The sequence below is a fragment of the Flavobacterium sp. B114r genome (assembly GCF_056824125.1).
This window is the reverse complement of the sequence record NZ_CP124858.1, coordinates 2,314,668-2,332,348: the sequence shown is the minus strand read 5'-3', so window position 1 is coordinate 2,332,348 and position 17,681 is coordinate 2,314,668. Positions and strand designations below refer to the sequence as shown.

The window sequence follows — 17,681 nt, the reverse complement described above, 5'->3', positions numbered from 1 at the left end:
TAATTATTTCTCAAACTCAACATCAAAGTTAAGTTTTTCAGGATTCTCCATATAATCCGTGAAAGGGTATTGAATTGTAATTGATTTTCTATCCTCGCTAAACAAAGCACCTGGGTTTGATACTTTTTTGATTCGTTTAGGAAAATGATATTTTATGATATAAGTCGACGAAGCAAAAATCATTTTAGACATATCTGCAGCAGAATCTTTTGCTTTTGCAGCTAGTTTTTGTTTATCTATTATTGCTTTACGCGTAAACTTCTTCCCATCATAACTGTAACTTAACTTACTATTATTATCTCCTAAACCTTTTGCAAAAGGTGTTGAAGAATTTGCCCCGCCTTCTAATTTTTGAAGTGCGCTTAAAGATTGCAATGCATCTTGTAATTCATTTACGTTTTTAAAATCAGTCGAAAGTGTCATTAAGAACTCTTTTTTCTCTGCGTTCATTTTGGTATTTACTACAAAATTTTCCAGTTTTTTAAGTTCTTTTTGCGCTTCAGGGGATAATTTTGCAATACTATCCTTTTTCTGTTCAAATAATTGTTTGAAGGTAAAAGTAGAATCTATATTTTTCTTGGCATCAGCTCCCATTTGATCACCAAGCTGATCTCCTGCCATTGCCATTAAAGACGAACCATCCATGTCGACAGAAAACTTCCCGGTTCCGTTATCGTTTACATAAATATTTTCGGTTAATGTGCAGCTTGTTAACGTTGCTAATACAAAACAAAAACTAAGTAACTTGTATAATTTCATAATGGCGAATTTTTCATCAAAGATACGAAGACTATTTTTATTTTTTTATCGTGGATTTGTATAATTGTTGATGCGAAAATTGCTCACGGATTTGACGGATTGAAATGGGTTGAACGCAGGTTATTTCCGTTTAATCTTTGTCAAAGTTTTGACTTTGACAAAGATCGTGTCTTCAAAATAAAAAAAACAGCGTTAACCTGTTTAAATTCGTTAAATCCCTGCCCTATGATAATTCACTCTAAAACGACTTCTAAGCTTGTCATTTCAGGATTTTGCATACAATCTGAAAGCTTAAATTCTATTGTCATTGTTTTTTTATCTGAACTGATAATTGCTTTTTCATTTGAAACTGATTTTATTTTATGAGGAAAATGATATTGCAAAATATAGCTTTGCGTCAATTTTAAAGAAGCATATTTAGGATCCACATTCCTAAATTGATCTTTTTCTTTTTGTAGCTGCTCTGGATTTGTGACCGAAACCAAACGTTTAAAAACTTTTCCATCAAAAGAGTATTCTATTTTGTAATAGTGATTTTCAGCAGTTAAAGCGTAGTTGTGCCTGAGGTCATTTGCATAATCTTCTGTTTTATACAAATCGGCAATTTCTGAAACTTTACTAAAATTTTGAGTAAATGTATTTCGGAATTCTTTTTCGAAGGAACTTTTTTTAAGATGTGCTTTTACATTCGCATACCTTTTAAATAATTGTTGTTCGACAGTTGTATATTTTAAAAATGTCTCGTTGTATTTTGTGATATATTCCTGAAAAACAAATGTTGTATCCTGAAAAGCTTCTTCTCGAGAATAGTTTTCTCCAACCACTTGCATATAACTATTTTCATCGCGAAGTTGTTCAACTTCAATATTACCGCTTCCGTCTGGTTTTATTGTGATGGTTTCTGTGATCTGACAACTTGTAAGAAGGAGTAGAATTATTAAGGCTGATATGTATTTCATTTTTTTTAAGGCTCTGAGGTTTTGAGAAGCTAAGATACTGCGGTTTTCGGTTTATTTCTTACATTTTTTTACACAATATTGTGTTTGTGTATTTTACTCATTAAGTATTGTTTTTTATTTCGACGAAGGAGAAATCACATCCAGTATTCTACAAAGATGGGCGAATTTCTTTGCGGAGTTCCTGGTGTGATTTCTCCTTCTTCGAAAGGACAGAAAAACCGAAAGGACAGAAACACTCCAACCAAAACATCTTTTAAAAACTAAAATTTCTAATCCAGCCCCGATAGAAGCGGTATCTTTTTTTGCTTTTTCTGCAAAAAAGATACAACCGAATAGCAGGACAAAAGAATCTTGAAACGCAATAAATTACTGCTACAAAAAATCTAAAACCTGCATTCTAAAATCTACATTCTTTTCTTTATCTTTGCACACTTAAAAAAGAGCACAAAATGGCATTATCAGAACAAGAAATCATCAGAAGAGAAAAACTTCAAAACTTACGCAACTTAGGAATCAATCCTTATCCTGCTAATCTTTTTCCAGTAAATCATACTTCAAAGCAAATAAAGGAGTCGTTTGAAGAAGGTAAGAAGGTGATCGTTGCCGGACGTTTGATGAGCGTGAGAGATCAGGGAAAAGCTTGTTTTGCTGAATTGCAGGATAGCGAAGGACGCATACAATTGTACGTGAACCGCGATGTTTTGTGTGAAGGTGATGATAAAACTTTATACAACACTGTATTTAAAAAACTAACTGATTTAGGTGACTTTATTGGAATTGAAGGTGAATTGTTTACTACAAAAGTTGGTGCGCAATGTATTCGTGTTGACGGATTTACTTTCCTGAGTAAAACTTTACGTCCGTTGCCTTTACCAAAAGTAGATGAAGAAGGAAACGTTCACGATGCTTTTAATGATCCTGAATTACGTTACAGAATGCGTTATGTAGATTTAACTGTGAATCCGCAAGTTAAAGAGAATTTCATCAAACGTACAAAGTTGTATACTGCAATGCGTGGTTATTTTAACGATGCAGGATATCTTGAAGTTGAAACTCCGGTTTTACAATCGATTCCTGGTGGAGCTGCAGCACGTCCGTTTATCACGCACCATAATTCACTTGATATTCCGCTTTATATGCGTATTGCAAACGAATTGTATTTGAAAAGATTAATTGTTGGTGGTTTTGAAGGTGTTTATGAATTCTCGAAAAACTTTAGAAATGAAGGTATGGACAGAACGCATAATCCTGAATTTACCGCAATGGAAATATACGTAGCCTACAAAGACTACAACTGGATGATGGAATTTGCTGAAGGTCTTCTTGAGCATTGTGCAATTGCAGTAAACGGAACGAGCGAAGTTACTTTTGGTGAACACGAAATTAACTTTAAAGCGCCTTATGCCCGTGTAACGATGACGGATTCTATCAAACATTTTACAGGTTTTGATATTTCTGGTAAAACAGAGGAGGAATTGTTTGACGCTGCCAGAGGAATGGGAATTGACGTTAATAAAACAATGGGGAAAGGAAAACTGATTGATGAAATTTTTGGAGCAAAATGCGAAGGAAATTATATTCAGCCTACTTTCATTACTGATTACCCTAAAGAAATGTCGCCTTTGTGTAAAGAGCACCGCGATAATCCTGAACTTACAGAACGTTTTGAATTGATGGTTTGTGGTAAAGAAATTGCAAATGCTTATTCTGAATTAAACGACCCAATTGATCAACGTGAGCGTTTTGAAGATCAAATGCGTTTGGCTGAAAAAGGTGATGATGAAGCAAACGGAATTATCGATGAAGATTTCTTAAGAGCACTTGAATACGGTATGCCTCCAACATCCGGAATGGGAATTGGTATGGATCGTTTGATTATGTACTTAACAAACAATGCATCGATTCAGGAAGTTTTATTGTTCCCGCAAATGCGTCCGGAGAAAAAACAATTAATTGAATTGTCTGATGAAGAGAAAGCAATTATTGATTTATTAAAAGGAAACGAAAATAAAATGGATTTAGCACAACTAAAAGTTACTGCCAATTTAAGCGGTAAAAAATGGGATGCTGCCATGAAAAACTTATCTAGACACGGTTTAACAAAAGTGGCTGTTGAAGGTGAGTTTAAATTTGTAGAACTTGTAGAGTAAATTTTAAAATTCCAATTTTTAAAAATTCCAAATTCCAAAATTGTTATAATATTCAAACCCGACAAATTTTTAAAAATTTGTCGGGTTTTTTATTTATTTAACTTAAAATCCTTTAATCATGAATACTTTAAAATTTACCAATTCGAACAATATGAATTTGATATTCTGAAACAAAGCGAAGAGGATATAAAATATGACAGAGTTATTTCTTAAGAAGATTTAGATAGAGAAGACTTAGAATGGCTTTCTAAACTGGAGTTCTAAACCCGACAGGTTTTAAAAACATGTCGGGTTTGCCAAAGACTGTTCTTTTCGGATGGCTTCTTTCTATTTTAAAACGAATACTTCTCTAATTTCTTTCCTTGAATATCCAACACCTTCGTATTTTCTTTAGGAACATCACCTTTCCAAATTTCCTGAACAGATGGATTGGAAGGATATTTACCATTCTTTATTTTTAGAAGATGAAATTTTCCTCCAGTTTCAAAAATAAGATCATAAAATTTATCCGATGTTGAAGTTGTTACTAATATTGGGAAATCTGTCACAGTAAACTTGTTGATTACACTTCCGTCATTGTTTAGGATATATCCTGAACAACCTCCGCTTCCGCAAAAATAAGGGTTGGAGAAACCTACGAAATATTCATCCTTTTTATCATTATTTAAATCGAAAGCACTGTAATAAAAGAATCTGTCGTCTTTTGTCATTGCAGGCAAATCTTTCTTTAATAGAATATTCAATTGTGTACGAATCAGTTCAACCGCTTTATCATCTTTTACGGGAGCATCGCTAACATCTGCAGTTCCTGCAACTGTTTTTGACAATGTATCTTCAGCAACTGTTTTAATGATACTTTTTGAGTCGGTTTTGTCCTTGTTTTGGCATGAAATCATTCCCAGAATCATAAATGCCATTAAAATTTTATTTTTCATAATTATTATTTTTTATAAGTTTAAAACACAGAGAATATCCAATGAGAGAAACTAATTCATTTTTAAACCAACAAAGCTGCTTTGTTTTCAATATCATTATTAGTCAGCAAAGATTTAATATTATTAAACGTAACCAAAGCAATCTGCGTTAAAGCTTCGTTGGTAAAAAACGCCTGATGTGCTGTAACCAAAACATTGGGAAAACTCATTAAACGCTGAATATTATCATCCTGGATAATATCTTCTGAAAGATCTCTGAAGAATAGTTTTTCTTCTTGTTCATAAACATCGATTCCCAAATAACCAATTCTACCTTCTTTTAAACCTTCGATTACAGACGCTGTCTCAATTAATCCGCCTCTACTCGTATTGATAATCATCACGTTATCCTTCATCGAAGCAATCGAGTTTTTATTTACTATATGTTTCGTCTGATCGTTTAAAGGACAATGAAGTGAAATAATATCACTCGATTTAAAAATCTCTTCTAATGATACAAATTCAACTCCGTCTTTTTCCATTTCATGATTCGTTACAATATCATAAGCCAAAACTTTACATCCAAAACCCAATGCAATTTTCGCAAAAGCTTTCCCTATATTTCCCGTTCCGATGATTCCGATTGTTTTGCCGAATAAATCAAAACCTAATAATCCGTTTAGAGAGAAGTTTTGTTCACGAACTCTGTTATATGCTTTATGCGTTTTTCTGTTTAAAGTCAAAATCATGGCTATCGCATGTTCTGCAACTGCCTCTGGTGAATATGCCGGAACTCGGCAGACTTTTAAATTGTACTTTTTAGCCGCTTCTAAATCTACATTATTAAAACCGGCACAGCGTAAAGCAATAATTTTCACGCCTTTTTCTACCAATTGTTTTATAACTGCTTCGTTGACAATATCGTTTACAAAAACACAAACAATTGAAGCATTTTCGATTAAAATTACAGTTTGCGGATTCAGTTGCGTTTCGAAAAAATCCAATTGAAAACCAAACTCCTTATTATGCTTATTAAAAAAAGCCTTGTCATAAGGTTGTGTTGAAAAAAAAGCGATTTTATTGTTATTTACTGCGGTATTTAAACTCATAATAGTTTCTTTTGGATTGTTAATTTCCGGTTTTACTAAATTACGCAATTAATCTTAAAGTAAATTTCTGATCATAAAAAAAGAGCTCAAAATTGAACTCTTTTAAACTTCTCTAATTATTTGTCTTAGGTTTCTGCTATACCTCCTGCAGCAACTATTTTATTATTTCTTATTTTAAATTCAAGACCATGCTCAATATCTAAATCGTATCGAATTAAAATTTGAATCGTATTTCTTTTCAAGATTCTTATATATATTACATCTTTTATGTATTCAAAATGTTTCTCTTTTGCATCAATATTAAGAGGTTCTTTTCCAGACTGTTGGCTCTCCTCCATTATATTTTAAATAATGAATTTTAAAATCATTCGTGAATTTTACTTGCAATCTTTTTTCAACATTTAACAAATCAAGTTCTGTAATTGACTTTTCACAGTTAGAAAATTTCACTTCTTCCATATTGAATTCTATTTAATTTATTTATCCCAAAAACTAAAATATCATTCTCTAAACTTCAAATGATCAGTACTAAAAAGCAACCCAATTCCGCTATAAGGATCTCTTTTTAAATCATAAAAATTACTTGCTCCTTCTAAATCTTTATACAAATCTGAAATTATCGAAGATTTCTGAAACCCATCAATGGTATGATTTATAATAGTATCTGCCAAACAAGTTAATTCTTTTGTTGCATTTGTAACCCCTATATTATTTCCTGTTTCCCAATCCCAAATAATCCAACTCCAATTGTGTTTTTTATGAATACAATCCATCCATAAATACGACAGATTCTTAATTTTAATTTTTCCTAATTCTTTCGTTTTCCAATATTCAATACTTTCGATTATAGCTTTAATTGCGTCATTTGTCTCGCCATAAACAAAATCAGAATTTGAGATTTGAATAATTTTTATAGCATCTGCTATTTTTGAGTTTATTGTTTTTAATTCCTTTTCATTCGGGTTTCTTAAAAAAGCAAATTCAATATCTATTCGGTCAAAAACAATTCCTGGCGATTTTATCTGCATTTCTGCAGGAATACATTTAATATTGGAATTTTCATCGAGAAACTCTTCCCTTGGATCAAACGAAAAATTTCCATCGACATAAAAACCGGAAATATATCTTTCTTCAATATCTTTTATTAATGGATAACTCTCAAAATTTATATCTTGCTTTATCTCGTCTTCGTTTTTGAATTTGCAAAAATAATCAGGCTGTAACATCCAATACAAGCAAAGTGCAGTTCCTTTATCCAGATAAATTTGCTTTATGATCCATTTAAAAGGTTCGATTCCGTCATCATAATTCCAATGCTGCACAAATTGATGTAATTCCGATGCAGTTAATTTTTGATACGACATTTCGTTATTTACTGCTTTAAGAACTCTGTTTTTATTTTTCTTATTGAATAATTCCATTTTTTTATTTGCTAAGGATATCTCTTTTAAAATTTTAAATTCTTTACAAATTTAAAAATGTGATTTAGAACAACACTACTAAATAAAATTAGATCTTGTTTTTCAATAACTATATATTGCACCAATCCTTTCCCGAACCTTTCCAAATTTAGGAACATCATTATATATTGTCTGCATAAGATTCTGATCTCCAAGCAATCCAAGAGCAACTAAAGCTTTTTGTTTAGGCAACGCCTGAAAAAATCCCACTCGATTAGCACCAAACGAAATAAGTAATGAAATAATTAAAATTACAGGAATCAGATATAAAATTAAATGCACAAATTCTTTAAAATCACTTGTCAAAAAAAATAGCGTAATACCTAAAGACAGTGAAGAAAACAGAAAGAAACCAAGAAAAATATATTTCATTGATTTAAACTCAAAATCAAGACTTAAACCGTTCCCATAAATTGGGTCGAATGCAATAATTCTTTTTATCGGACTATGTACTGCTATTATTTTATCCTCTTTTATAAGTAACTCAACTTCGTCTTGATCTTTAAAGAAAATCCCCCCAAGCCAACCTTTAAAAGGTCTCCCTTAATTTCCATCTCATCCCAATATAATTTACCTCTTGCAGCAGGATAATAACAATTCATAGCCATACCAGTTAAGGCGCCTGTACTATTTCCTGAAAGTGCTGATAAAACTGGAGCATATAATCTGGCATTACGCTCAAACTCTCCGGATTTAGTTTGACGTTCTTCTAAGGAATATTGAAGATTAGAAATTTTTCCGGTTATAGAACTGAGACCTGATTTCATTATCCTTTTTTCGACCGGTACTCTATTTATTATAGTTTCTGTTATTGTCATGCTGAATATATTTTAATAAAAAAATATTTTTTTGCAAGATTAAAGTATTCATTCTCTTTAATGTATTTACATAAGACAAAGTAATAATAGAATAAGACAAAATCACACACATTAAGGTCAAAATACAATATTGACTAATAATTTTTCGTTTTGTTAAATTATATACAATTCTGATTATCAGATTAAACCTAATGTTTTTAACTCAGTCTAATTGATCTAACAATTAAAAAACTTACATCATGAAAAAACTATTTATTGCTTTGTTATTCGTTGGAGTAGCAAGTTTTGCGCAAGACAATGGCCAAAAACCTTCTCGTGAACAAAAAGAAAGACTAACTCCGGAACAACGAAATGAGAAACATTTACAAAAACTAACTACAGACTTAAATTTAGATGCTAATCAACAAGCACAAATCAAACAACTTTTAGCAGAAAGAAGTGCCAAAGCAGATAAATTACGAGAGGAAAGAAAAGATCGAAAAGACAGTAATGTAAAACCAACTGCAGCAGAAAAAGAAGCATTCAAAAAAGAAGTAATGGCTGAAAAAGATGCTAATGATGCTAAAATGAAAATGATCTTAAATGCAGACCAATACAAAAAATGGACGTCTATGCAGGAAGAAAACAAAGAGAAGGCCAGAGAAAAAATGAAAGAATATCGAAACGATAAAAACTAATTATAATTTACCAAAGAGAGGCCTTAACAGCCTCTTTTTTATTTTAAACATTCATTATGGTTTCGTTAATAGTTTTTGTTAATTAAAAGATAAATCTGACAAGATGATTAAACTTAGCAAAGTTATTGAAGTCTAATTGGTATAAACCTTTAAAAAAACGAATTATGAAAAAATTATTTATCGCAGCTTTATTGTTCGTTGGAATAGTAAGTTTTGCACAAGACGTCAAACAAAAACCGACAGGTGATCAAAAAGAGAATTTAACTCCTGAACAGCGTAATGAGAAACATTTACAAAAATTAACTTCGGAACTGAGTTTAGATAAAAAACAACAAGATCAGGTAAAACAATTATTAGCAGAAAGAAGCGCTAAAGCAGAAAAGTTTAAAGACGCCCGAAAAGACAGTAAAACAAAACCTACTGACGCAGAAAAAGAAGCTTTTAAAAAACAGATAGAAACTGAAAGAGCAGCAAACGATGCTAAAATGAAAGCGATTTTGAATGCGGATCAATACACAAAATGGACGGCTCTTAAAAAAGATCACGAGCGTAAAGGGAAACATCATAGAGATTCAAAATCCCCTCAAGAACGCGATCAGGCACTTCTACAAAAATTAACAACCGATCTAAGCTTAAATGCTGATCAGCAAAAACAAGTTGGTCAACTTTTATCTGACAGAAGTACTAAGTGGTCAATGCTTGAAAAAAGCCGAAAAGATTCCGGTACAAAACCAACTGCAGCGGATAAAGACGCCATGAAAAAACAAATGGCAGAAGATCAAAAAGCCTTTGATACAAAAATGAAATCTGTTTTGAATGCTGATCAATATAAAAAATGGACAGCGATTCAAAAAGAGCATAAAGACAAAATGAAAGATCACCGAAAAGATAAAATGTAATTGGGATCAAAAAGAAGAGGCTTTAAAAGCCTCTTCTTTGTTTTAATAAATTTCTATTTCGGATTCAGAATTAAATCAATTCTTTTAATACAATCTTCATAATGGTATTTTGTTTCCGTATTAACCGGTCTTGCCTTTGCTGCCAAAAGAGTACTTCGTAATGTTGTTAATACTCCACGAACCAAAGCCCTAACATCAGATTGACCTACATTATAATATATTACTGATCTGTCTGCAGGTTTAATTTCTTCCGTCATCAAAGCCCCCATTCTGTCAATATAACCACGTTGCAAATTTCTGCGATATATGGTTACATTCTCTGGCGTAGCCGCTTCTTTCCAGATTCCTTTTCGCGTATCTTTTAATAAATCCAGTGCTTTATAAGTATCCGCGCCAAGAATTTCATTATCGATCAATCGCCCAATACGTCCAATACTTAATAAACTATTTAAATGTCTTACCTGCAAATTTCTAAACCTTTCAGCATAACCTGCAAAATCTGTATTTTTTAAAGTATTGACATTTACAATCCAGGTTGGTGAAGCAAAAGCATTGGCCTGAAGCCAATTCATTGCCTCTATCTGTTTTGATTTAGACACAACTTCATAAACATTTCCCGGTTGATTTGGCTTTTTAGTATTTTCATAAACACCGCCAACATTGGTTACAACATGACCAACATATCTACTCCAAACGTCCAGCATTTCTTTATACAACTCGTCAAGATCATCATAATTATTAGTTGCTGTGCTCGTCCATTCACTTAAATGACCTGCAACAAATTCTAAATTTTTAAGTCCGTACGAACTTGCTTTCATTGAATTATTTCCAATATCTTCTGTTTGAGAAGTAGGATCAAAAGCACTGCTTTGTTTTCCGAATTTATACAACGGATTTCCAGCTTTTTCCAGAATCCATTTGTCCAGAGTTTTTATTTCATCCTGAGGAGATTTCGCATTTGGAATCACTCTGTATCCCCAATTTACTGCATATTGATCATAAGCCCCCATTTTACGAATAAAACGAATATTTTTATCTCCTGGCTGTGCTATATAATTAAAACGGGCATAATCCATTATACTTGCCGAAATTCCGTTTTGTTGCGTAAAATCACCATTTCTGTAACTCTCAACATCATAAGCACAACTTGCGCCCATGTTATGAGGAAATCCTAAAGCGTGTCCTACTTCATGAGCAATCACCATTCGCATCATTTCTCCCATTTCTTCATCACTGGTTTGCAATGTTCTTGCAGACGGATTAGCCGCTCCGGTTTCTAATAAATATCGGTTTCTATAAGAACGCAAATGATTATGGTACCAGATAACATCACTTTCTATAATTTCTCCTGTTCTGGGATCAGAAACACTTGGGCCAACCGCATTACGGGTTGTACTTGCTACATAACGAATTACAGAATAACGGATGTCCTCAGGGCTAAAATCGGGATCTTCCTCTTTTGTTGGAGCGTCTTTAGCAATAATGGCATTTTTAAAACCTGCACCTTCAAAAGGTTTTTGCCACTCTTCAATTCCCTGCTTAATGTATTTTCTCAATTTTTCAGGCGTTGCAGGATCTAAATAATAAACAATTGGTTTAATAGGCTCAACCAATTCTCCCCTATTATACGCCTCAGGATCTTTAGGTTCTAATCTCCAGCGTCTGATATAAGTTTTAAGATCAGATTTTAATTCCGTACTTCCGTAATCATATTGACTTACTGTAAACCATCCTACTCTGGGATCTGCTAATCTGGGTTTCATTGGCACTTCCGGCAATAAGATCATCGATTGATTCATCTGGATACTTATCGACTCTGTATCTGCTAACATTGATGGTTTCGAAGCATTATAAGTCATATCCTGAATTACTTCAATATTCATTGGAAAACTTTTGATTGTATTAATAAAACTTCTTGAATCATCAAGACCTTTTACTTTGTAAGTTTCCCTCATTTCTGCAGATATTCCGCTGATGGCTTTGACATCTGTACTGTAAAATTTAGTCACATCAATAACTGTATTTGCTGAATCTTTGCTAAAAGCTACGATATCAAAAGCAAATAATGTAGGTTCATAATTATTTGATTTTACAGAGATACTAATGGGTAAAGTATCGTTTGCAACTGCATTGTATGATTTTGACTTGATCAGAATCTTATCCTGAAATCGTTGCCATACAATTAATTGCTCGTTGGTCTCGGATCCTGCATTTACATATCCTCCACCCAAATTAGACGGCAATTTAGAAAGTCTGCTTACCAAAAGCATGTCTTTATCTAAATATTTATTGGGTATCTCGAAGTAATATTTTTTATCGACTTTATGAACCGTAAAAAGTCCTTCGTCAGAAATAGCATTTTTAGTAATTACTTTACTATATTCCTTAATTGTAGATTCTGATTTTTTCTCAGGTGGCGTAACTGCCGTTTCCTCTTCTTTGGATTTCTTTTTGTTTGATTGTGCAAATTGTTGAGTAGAAAACAGCATAAAAAATGCCATTGTAATAAAAATGAAAAGTTTCTTCATTTATTATAAGTTTAGTGATTATTTGATAAACAAAAATAATTTTTATTCTAATTTTAGAATAAAAAAACAACGTATTAACTTTTCATTAACTATCTCCTGAATAAAAAAAAGGTTCAGCTTTACTAAAAAAGCTGAACCTTAAATTGAAAAAAAAATATATTATGTTTTAGAATGTCTTTGAAACCTTATCAATTGCATTAATCGTAAAATCCAAGTCTTCGTAACTTAATGCATCTGTAATAAACCAGGTTTCGTAAGCAGATGGCGCAATGTAAATACCTTCGTTTAATAAACCGTGAAAGAATTTCTTAAAAGTTTCATTATCTCCTTTTGCAGCCGTTTGAAAATCAACAACCGGATTGGCATCAAAATGCACAGAAATCATAGAACCTACTCTATTGATGGTAAAAGCAACATTATTTGCTTTTAAAACTTTATCAATTCCTGCTTCCAGATAAGCTGTTTTTTCTTCTAAACGGGTAAAAATAGCGCGGTCATTATCTAATGCCTGCAACATTGCTAATCCGGCCGCCATTGCTAATGGATTTCCTGATAATGTTCCTGCCTGATAAACCGGACCAAGCGGTGCCAGATAATTCATGATTTCTTCGCGTGCAGCAAAAGCTCCAACCGGTAAACCACCACCAATTACTTTTCCAAAAGTTACAATGTCAGCATTGATATTATACAATTCCTGAACGCCACCGCGAGCCAGACGGAAACCGGTCATTACCTCATCAAAGATTAATAAAATTCCGTTTGCAGTACACAATTCTCTCAAACCTTCTAAGAAGCCTTTTTGTGGTGGGATACAACCCATATTTCCTGCAACTGCCTCGATAATAATCGCTGCAATTTCGTTTTTGTTTGCTTCGATTAAAGTTTTTACATTCTCTAAATCATTGTATTTCGCCAACAAAGTATCTTTTGCAGTTCCTTCTGTAACTCCCGGGCTGTTTGGAGAACCAAAAGTTACGGCTCCACTTCCTGCCTGAATCAAAAATGAATCAGAATGTCCATGATAACAACCTGCAAATTTTATTATTTTATCTCTTTTTGTAAATCCACGCGCCAGACGAATTGCGCTCATACAAGCTTCTGTACCTGAATTTACAAATCTTATTTTATCAATATTCGGAACCATAGAAACTGCTAAAGCAGCAATTTGAGTTTCCAGTTCTGTTGGCATCCCAAATGAAGTGCCTAATTTTGCTTTTTCGATAACAGCATCAACAACTGGCTGGTAAGCGTGCCCCAAAACCATTGGTCCCCATGAATTAATGTAATCTATTAATTTATTTCCGTCTTCATCATACAAATAAGCACCTTTGGCACTTTTTACAAAAATAGGAGTTCCCCCAACCGCTTTAAAGGCTCTAACTGGTGAATTTACTCCTCCCGGAATTACTTTTTCTGCTTCAGCAAAAAGCTGACTACTTCTTTTATATATCATTTTTGATTCTAGATTTTAGAGTTCTGATTCTAGATTTAAGCTATCTGCTTAAACCCTGATCTCTTATAAACTCATTAAAATATTTTTGTTCTGTTTGTTTTTCTACTGAAAGTTCTTCCAATTTTATATCTGACATTCCTTGAGGAGAATAAAATTTCCATTTCCAAGTTGGGCGATGTTTTACAAAAAGATGACTTTCCGCAAACTCATCATTATCGTAAACTCCGAAAAAGAATCTAATGATTAAAACTGCTGCAAAAGTAACAATTAGTATTAAAACTTTCTTTTTCATAATAACTGAAAACTGCCACTGAGACTAAAAAATTACTTCACTTTCAACCTCTGCCCTATTGAAATTGCATTATCTGAAAGATTGTTTTTCCGTTTTAAATCGTCAACAAGTACGTTGAATTTTTTTGAAATCGAATATAAGGTATCTCCTTTTTGAACTTCGTACGAATTTGGATCGTTTGAATTTGCATTCGAATTTGAAGAACTTCGAACGGGAGCTGAGGAACTTTTAGTCACAGTTGTTTTCTCAAAAGGTTTGTAATTTCTACCCGTAACCTGACAATCGTATTGATGAAGATTGTATCTTTCGATATAACTTATTAATTTATCCGGATAATTAGGATCTGTAGCATAACCTGCCGCTCTCAGCCCTTTTGCCCAAGCTTTGTAATCGTCTTTTTCGTAAGTAAATAAAGTCGCATATCTATTTTTTCCGACTAAAAACAAAGCGTGATCTCTATACGATTCCGCAGCTTCCGGATATTTCCTGAAACATTCCTGGGCTGAATCATCATCATGACGAACACTTTCTCCTAACCAGTCTTTATGGCATTTAATTCCGAAATGATTGTTTGCTTCAACAGCTAAATCTCCTCTTCCTGCACCAGATTCCAAAATTCCCTGAGCCAGAATAATACTGGCAGGAATACCATATTTTTGCATATTACCCATTGCAATATCTTTATACAACAGGACGTAACTCGTAATTAAATCATTGGTTACAACTGTATTTGATGTAGATTGTATTACTTCTGTAGTATTGTTTGTAGAAGGATAATTTTTGCCAATTGGTTTAGCATACGCTGGCTTTCTGGTTGCTGCCACTCTGGGCTTCTGCATTGCTGCTTTTTTAGTCGTTGCAATAGTAGGTTTACTAGAGGAACAACTTACTAAAGTTGCCAGAATCAGGAATGTTATAATTTTTTTAACCATTGTTTTTGAGTATTGGTAATTTTTTCTGTCTCAATTTTATATTCATCCCTTCAATTCCCTGCAATCCGCCGGTATGAATGAGTACTATTTTTGAATTTTCAGGAAAATAGTTTTTATAGATTAAATCTATAACGCCAAAAACCATTTTTCCTGTATAAATTGGATCCAGGGGTACTTTATTATCTTCAAAAAAAGTATTGATAAATTCAATTAATTCTAAATTTATCTTCCCATAACCTCCAAAATGATAGTCAGAAATCAAATTCCAGTTATCTTGTTTTGCAAAAATACGAATTTCATCGGTTAAAAAGTCACCTTTTAACGCCGGAAACCCTAAAATTTTCTGATGTGGCAAGGCACTATTGATTAATCCGGAGATTGTTCCACCCGTTCCAACTGCGCAGCATACATAATCGAAAACAGCATCTTCATCAGTCAAAATCTCTTCACAGCCTTTTACGGCCAATTCATTTGTTCCACCCTCAGGTACTAAATAAAAATCTCCAAACTTATCTTTTAATTTTTCAATAAAGGAAATTTCACTTTTATGCCTGTAATCTTCCCGGCTTACGAACTCAAATTGCATTCCGTTTTCCCGAGCAAATTTCAATGTTGGGTTTTCTTCAATTTTATCAAAAAGTTCATCCCCGCGAATAACACCAATCGTTTTAAAGCCCTGCTCCTGTCCCGCATAGGCAACAGCAGCGATATGGTTCGAAAAAGCTCCGCCAAAAGTCAATATTGTTCCTTGGTTTTCAGCTTTTGCCGCAAGTAAATTATATTTTAGCTTCCTTAATTTATTCCCTGATACAAAAGGATGATTGAGATCATCTCGTTTTATTGTAAGCGCAATATTATTTGGAAAAGTGATATGAATTGGTACGTTCAAAATCTATTTTTGTTTTAAAGTTATGTAATTCAAAAAACCAAAGAAAGATCTGTTTTTCAAATAATCCAAATCATTTTCATTTGTATAAGCTTCTCTTTCAAAACTTATATTTCGGTATGCTAAATCTTTATTTTTATATTGTATCAACCTAATTATATATTCTAAAACATAAAAAACATAAAACGGAAAAACCAGTAATTCTAATTGCTGTCTCAAATGAATCTTTTCGTGATTTACAAAAACCAGATTGTCTTTATCAAAATCATATTTTAAAAACACAAACGGAAATAAAGTCATTCCCCGATATCCTTTTGGAATTAAATATTTAGCAACAATCAGAAACATTAGCTGTAAAATTTATAAATTTGTAGATAAAAATTGTTCAATTTCATTAAAATCACAATCTAACAGTAGATTTTGATTGAAAAAAAATAAGAATATGAACCCAATGCAGATTTATGAAAGAGCAAAGTAATGAAAATAAATTAATCGAAGGCGAAGATTTTTACTATACGCCCGAAGGTTATAAATGCTTTACTGAAAAACACCATTTAAAACGAGGTTATTGCTGCAAAAGTGGCTGTCGTCATTGCCCGTATGGGTTTGATAAACGAACCGGAAGAATAAACAAACCGCAATAAAAACTAAAACAATACAAAATGAAGGTTTTTATAACTAAAAATATACCCGAAGCAGGCATTTTGTTACTTCAGGAAAAAGGTATCAAACTTACCATAAATCCAACAGAGAATGTATCATCACGAAATGAGTTTATAAATTTCTGTAAACAAAATGACGCTCTTCTGAATGTTGGAACCAATAATTTAGATGAAGATTTTTTTCAGCAATGTCCTAATTTAAAAGGTATCGCTTTATTTTCTGTCGGATTTGATTCCGTAAATATTCCATCCGCTAATAGCCGCAAAATCCCTGTTGGCAATACTCCGGACGTTTTAAACAGAGCCACTTCAGATCTTGCTTTTTTATTGATGCAAAGTGTTGCGAGAAAATCATTTTTTAATCATAAAAAAATTATAAGCGGAGAATGGAATTCTTTTAATGCCTTAGAAAATTTAGGACAGGAACTTTACGGTAAAACATTAGGCATATTCGGTTTAGGCAGAATTGGTTTTGAAATGGCAAAAAAGTGCAAAGCTGCATTTGGAATGAATATCATTTACCACAATCGCTCTCATAATAACAACGCCGAAAAAGAACTTGATGCTCAATATGTAGATTTCGAAAGCTTGCTTAAACAAAGTGATGTTTTGAGTATTCATGCAAATTACAGCAAAGAAAGCAATGAACTTTTCAATAAAGATGCTTTTGCAAAAATGAAACGCAATGCTATCTTCATCAATACAGCAAGAGGAAAATTTCATAATGACGACGACCTTTTTTATGCACTAACCAATGATGTCATTTGGGGCGCAGGACTTGATGTTACAAATCCTGAACCAATGAAACAAAATAACCCATTATTATCTTTGCCAAATTGTTGCATTTTACCACACATTGGCTCCGCAACATACGAAGCCAGAAATGCAATGGCAATTTGTGCTGCACAAAATATAATAGCACTTTTTGAGCATAAAAAAATGCCGTTTTGTGTTAATGAAGAAGTTTATTCTTAATTAAAAAATGGGACAATTTATTAATTAGATAATTTCTTAATTCGTCAATTAAAAAATCAACAACTAACAATTAATCATCAATAATTATAAATGGATATTCGCTCAAGAAAATTTAGGATTAAAATCCACAAATCTTATCATAGGTCGGATATTCGTTATCCGTAGGTTTTTAATTAGAAAATATGTCAATTTGATAATAGATAATTCT

At 32.7% G+C, this 17,681-nt stretch carries 19 protein-coding genes; 5 read left to right on the top strand and 14 right to left on the bottom strand.

Translation table 11 applies throughout. The features are described 5' to 3' along the window. Positions 1 to 3: 3 nt before the first annotated feature. Positions 4 to 759 carry a hypothetical protein gene (locus QLQ94_RS10160; RefSeq protein ID WP_427401440.1) on the bottom strand — a complete coding sequence of 252 codons (756 nt, stop codon included), beginning with the start codon at positions 757 to 759 and terminating at the stop codon, positions 4 to 6. A 233-nt stretch (positions 760 to 992) separates the two neighbouring features. Then, positions 993 to 1,718 carry a hypothetical protein gene (locus QLQ94_RS10155; RefSeq protein WP_271334911.1) on the bottom strand — a complete coding sequence of 242 codons (726 nt, stop codon included), beginning with the start codon at positions 1,716 to 1,718 and terminating at the stop codon, positions 993 to 995. A 449-nt stretch (positions 1,719 to 2,167) separates the two neighbouring features. Between QLQ94_RS10155 and lysS the strand changes: the two genes are divergently transcribed. Next, positions 2,168 to 3,868, top strand: a complete 1,701-nt coding sequence (gene lysS / locus QLQ94_RS10150; RefSeq protein ID WP_271334912.1) for a lysine--tRNA ligase — start codon at positions 2,168 to 2,170, stop codon at positions 3,866 to 3,868. A 332-nt stretch (positions 3,869 to 4,200) separates the two neighbouring features. On the opposite strand, the gene QLQ94_RS10145 is transcribed toward lysS, so the two are convergent. The 6 genes from QLQ94_RS10145 to QLQ94_RS10120 all read right to left on the bottom strand — a co-directional run bounded on the left by QLQ94_RS10145 (position 4,201) and on the right by QLQ94_RS10120 (position 8,118). Continuing rightward, the gene (locus tag QLQ94_RS10145; protein WP_271334913.1) at positions 4,201 to 4,803 is read right to left on the bottom strand and encodes a hypothetical protein; all 603 of its coding nucleotides are present in this window, start codon (positions 4,801 to 4,803) and stop codon (positions 4,201 to 4,203) included. Positions 4,804 to 4,865: 62 nt separating this feature from the next. After that, positions 4,866 to 5,891: a 2-hydroxyacid dehydrogenase gene (locus QLQ94_RS10140; protein WP_482499655.1), complete on the bottom strand. Its 1,026-nt coding sequence runs from the start codon at positions 5,889 to 5,891 to the stop codon at positions 4,866 to 4,868. A 125-nt stretch (positions 5,892 to 6,016) separates the two neighbouring features. Next, positions 6,017 to 6,229 carry a hypothetical protein gene (locus QLQ94_RS10135; protein WP_271334915.1) on the bottom strand — a complete coding sequence of 71 codons (213 nt, stop codon included), beginning with the start codon at positions 6,227 to 6,229 and terminating at the stop codon, positions 6,017 to 6,019. Positions 6,230 to 6,391: 162 nt separating this feature from the next. Beyond that, positions 6,392 to 7,312 carry a DUF4274 domain-containing protein gene (locus tag QLQ94_RS10130; RefSeq protein WP_271334916.1) on the bottom strand — a complete coding sequence of 307 codons (921 nt, stop codon included), beginning with the start codon at positions 7,310 to 7,312 and terminating at the stop codon, positions 6,392 to 6,394. Between the two features lie 102 nt (positions 7,313 to 7,414). Next, complete coding sequence (locus QLQ94_RS10125; protein WP_271334917.1) at positions 7,415 to 7,723, bottom strand: hypothetical protein; 309 nt, start codon at positions 7,721 to 7,723, stop codon at positions 7,415 to 7,417. A 101-nt stretch (positions 7,724 to 7,824) separates the two neighbouring features. Then, positions 7,825 to 8,118 (bottom strand): hypothetical protein, encoded by a 294-nt coding sequence (locus QLQ94_RS10120; protein WP_482499651.1) that lies wholly within the window; start codon positions 8,116 to 8,118, stop codon positions 7,825 to 7,827. A 290-nt stretch (positions 8,119 to 8,408) separates the two neighbouring features. Here QLQ94_RS10120 and QLQ94_RS10115 point away from each other — a divergent pair, with 290 nt between their 5' ends. Both QLQ94_RS10115 and QLQ94_RS10110 read left to right on the top strand, forming a co-directional pair. Beyond that, positions 8,409 to 8,846 (top strand): hypothetical protein, encoded by a 438-nt coding sequence (locus tag QLQ94_RS10115; protein ID WP_482499650.1) that lies wholly within the window; start codon positions 8,409 to 8,411, stop codon positions 8,844 to 8,846. A 164-nt stretch (positions 8,847 to 9,010) separates the two neighbouring features. Next, positions 9,011 to 9,745, top strand: coding sequence for a hypothetical protein (locus tag QLQ94_RS10110; RefSeq protein ID WP_271334920.1), 735 nt, complete (start codon positions 9,011 to 9,013; stop codon positions 9,743 to 9,745). 53 nt (positions 9,746 to 9,798) lie between these two features. On the opposite strand, the gene QLQ94_RS10105 is transcribed toward QLQ94_RS10110, so the two are convergent. The 6 genes from QLQ94_RS10105 to QLQ94_RS10080 form a co-directional block, all read right to left on the bottom strand. Further along, on the bottom strand, positions 9,799 to 12,273 hold the full coding sequence (locus QLQ94_RS10105) for a zinc-dependent metalloprotease (protein ID WP_427401447.1): 2,475 nt from the start codon (positions 12,271 to 12,273) through the stop codon (positions 9,799 to 9,801). A 166-nt stretch (positions 12,274 to 12,439) separates the two neighbouring features. Beyond that, positions 12,440 to 13,726 carry a glutamate-1-semialdehyde 2,1-aminomutase gene (gene hemL / locus QLQ94_RS10100; protein WP_271334922.1) on the bottom strand — a complete coding sequence of 429 codons (1,287 nt, stop codon included), beginning with the start codon at positions 13,724 to 13,726 and terminating at the stop codon, positions 12,440 to 12,442. A gap of 40 nt (positions 13,727 to 13,766) precedes the next feature. Continuing rightward, complete coding sequence (locus QLQ94_RS10095) at positions 13,767 to 14,018, bottom strand: hypothetical protein (RefSeq protein WP_271334923.1); 252 nt, start codon at positions 14,016 to 14,018, stop codon at positions 13,767 to 13,769. A 32-nt stretch (positions 14,019 to 14,050) separates the two neighbouring features. Then, entirely contained in the window at positions 14,051 to 14,950 is a 900-nt protein-coding gene (locus QLQ94_RS10090; protein ID WP_271334924.1) for a glucosaminidase domain-containing protein, read from the bottom strand. Further along, positions 14,943 to 15,839 (bottom strand): 1-aminocyclopropane-1-carboxylate deaminase/D-cysteine desulfhydrase, encoded by an 897-nt coding sequence (locus QLQ94_RS10085; protein WP_482499647.1) that lies wholly within the window; start codon positions 15,837 to 15,839, stop codon positions 14,943 to 14,945. The genes QLQ94_RS10090 and QLQ94_RS10085 overlap by 8 nt, the downstream gene beginning before the upstream one ends. Positions 15,840 to 15,842: 3 nt before the next feature. Beyond that, entirely contained in the window at positions 15,843 to 16,184 is a 342-nt protein-coding gene (locus QLQ94_RS10080; protein ID WP_482499645.1) for a hypothetical protein, read from the bottom strand. A gap of 113 nt (positions 16,185 to 16,297) precedes the next feature. Here QLQ94_RS10080 and QLQ94_RS10075 point away from each other — a divergent pair, with 113 nt between their 5' ends. Both QLQ94_RS10075 and QLQ94_RS10070 read left to right on the top strand, forming a co-directional pair. Further along, a complete protein-coding gene (locus QLQ94_RS10075; protein ID WP_271334927.1) occupies positions 16,298 to 16,480 on the top strand; it encodes a C1orf53 family protein in 183 nt (60 codons plus the stop codon). 18 nt (positions 16,481 to 16,498) lie between these two features. Continuing rightward, positions 16,499 to 17,473 carry a 2-hydroxyacid dehydrogenase gene (locus QLQ94_RS10070; protein ID WP_482499644.1) on the top strand — a complete coding sequence of 325 codons (975 nt, stop codon included), beginning with the start codon at positions 16,499 to 16,501 and terminating at the stop codon, positions 17,471 to 17,473. The last annotated feature ends 208 nt before the right edge of the window (positions 17,474 to 17,681 follow it).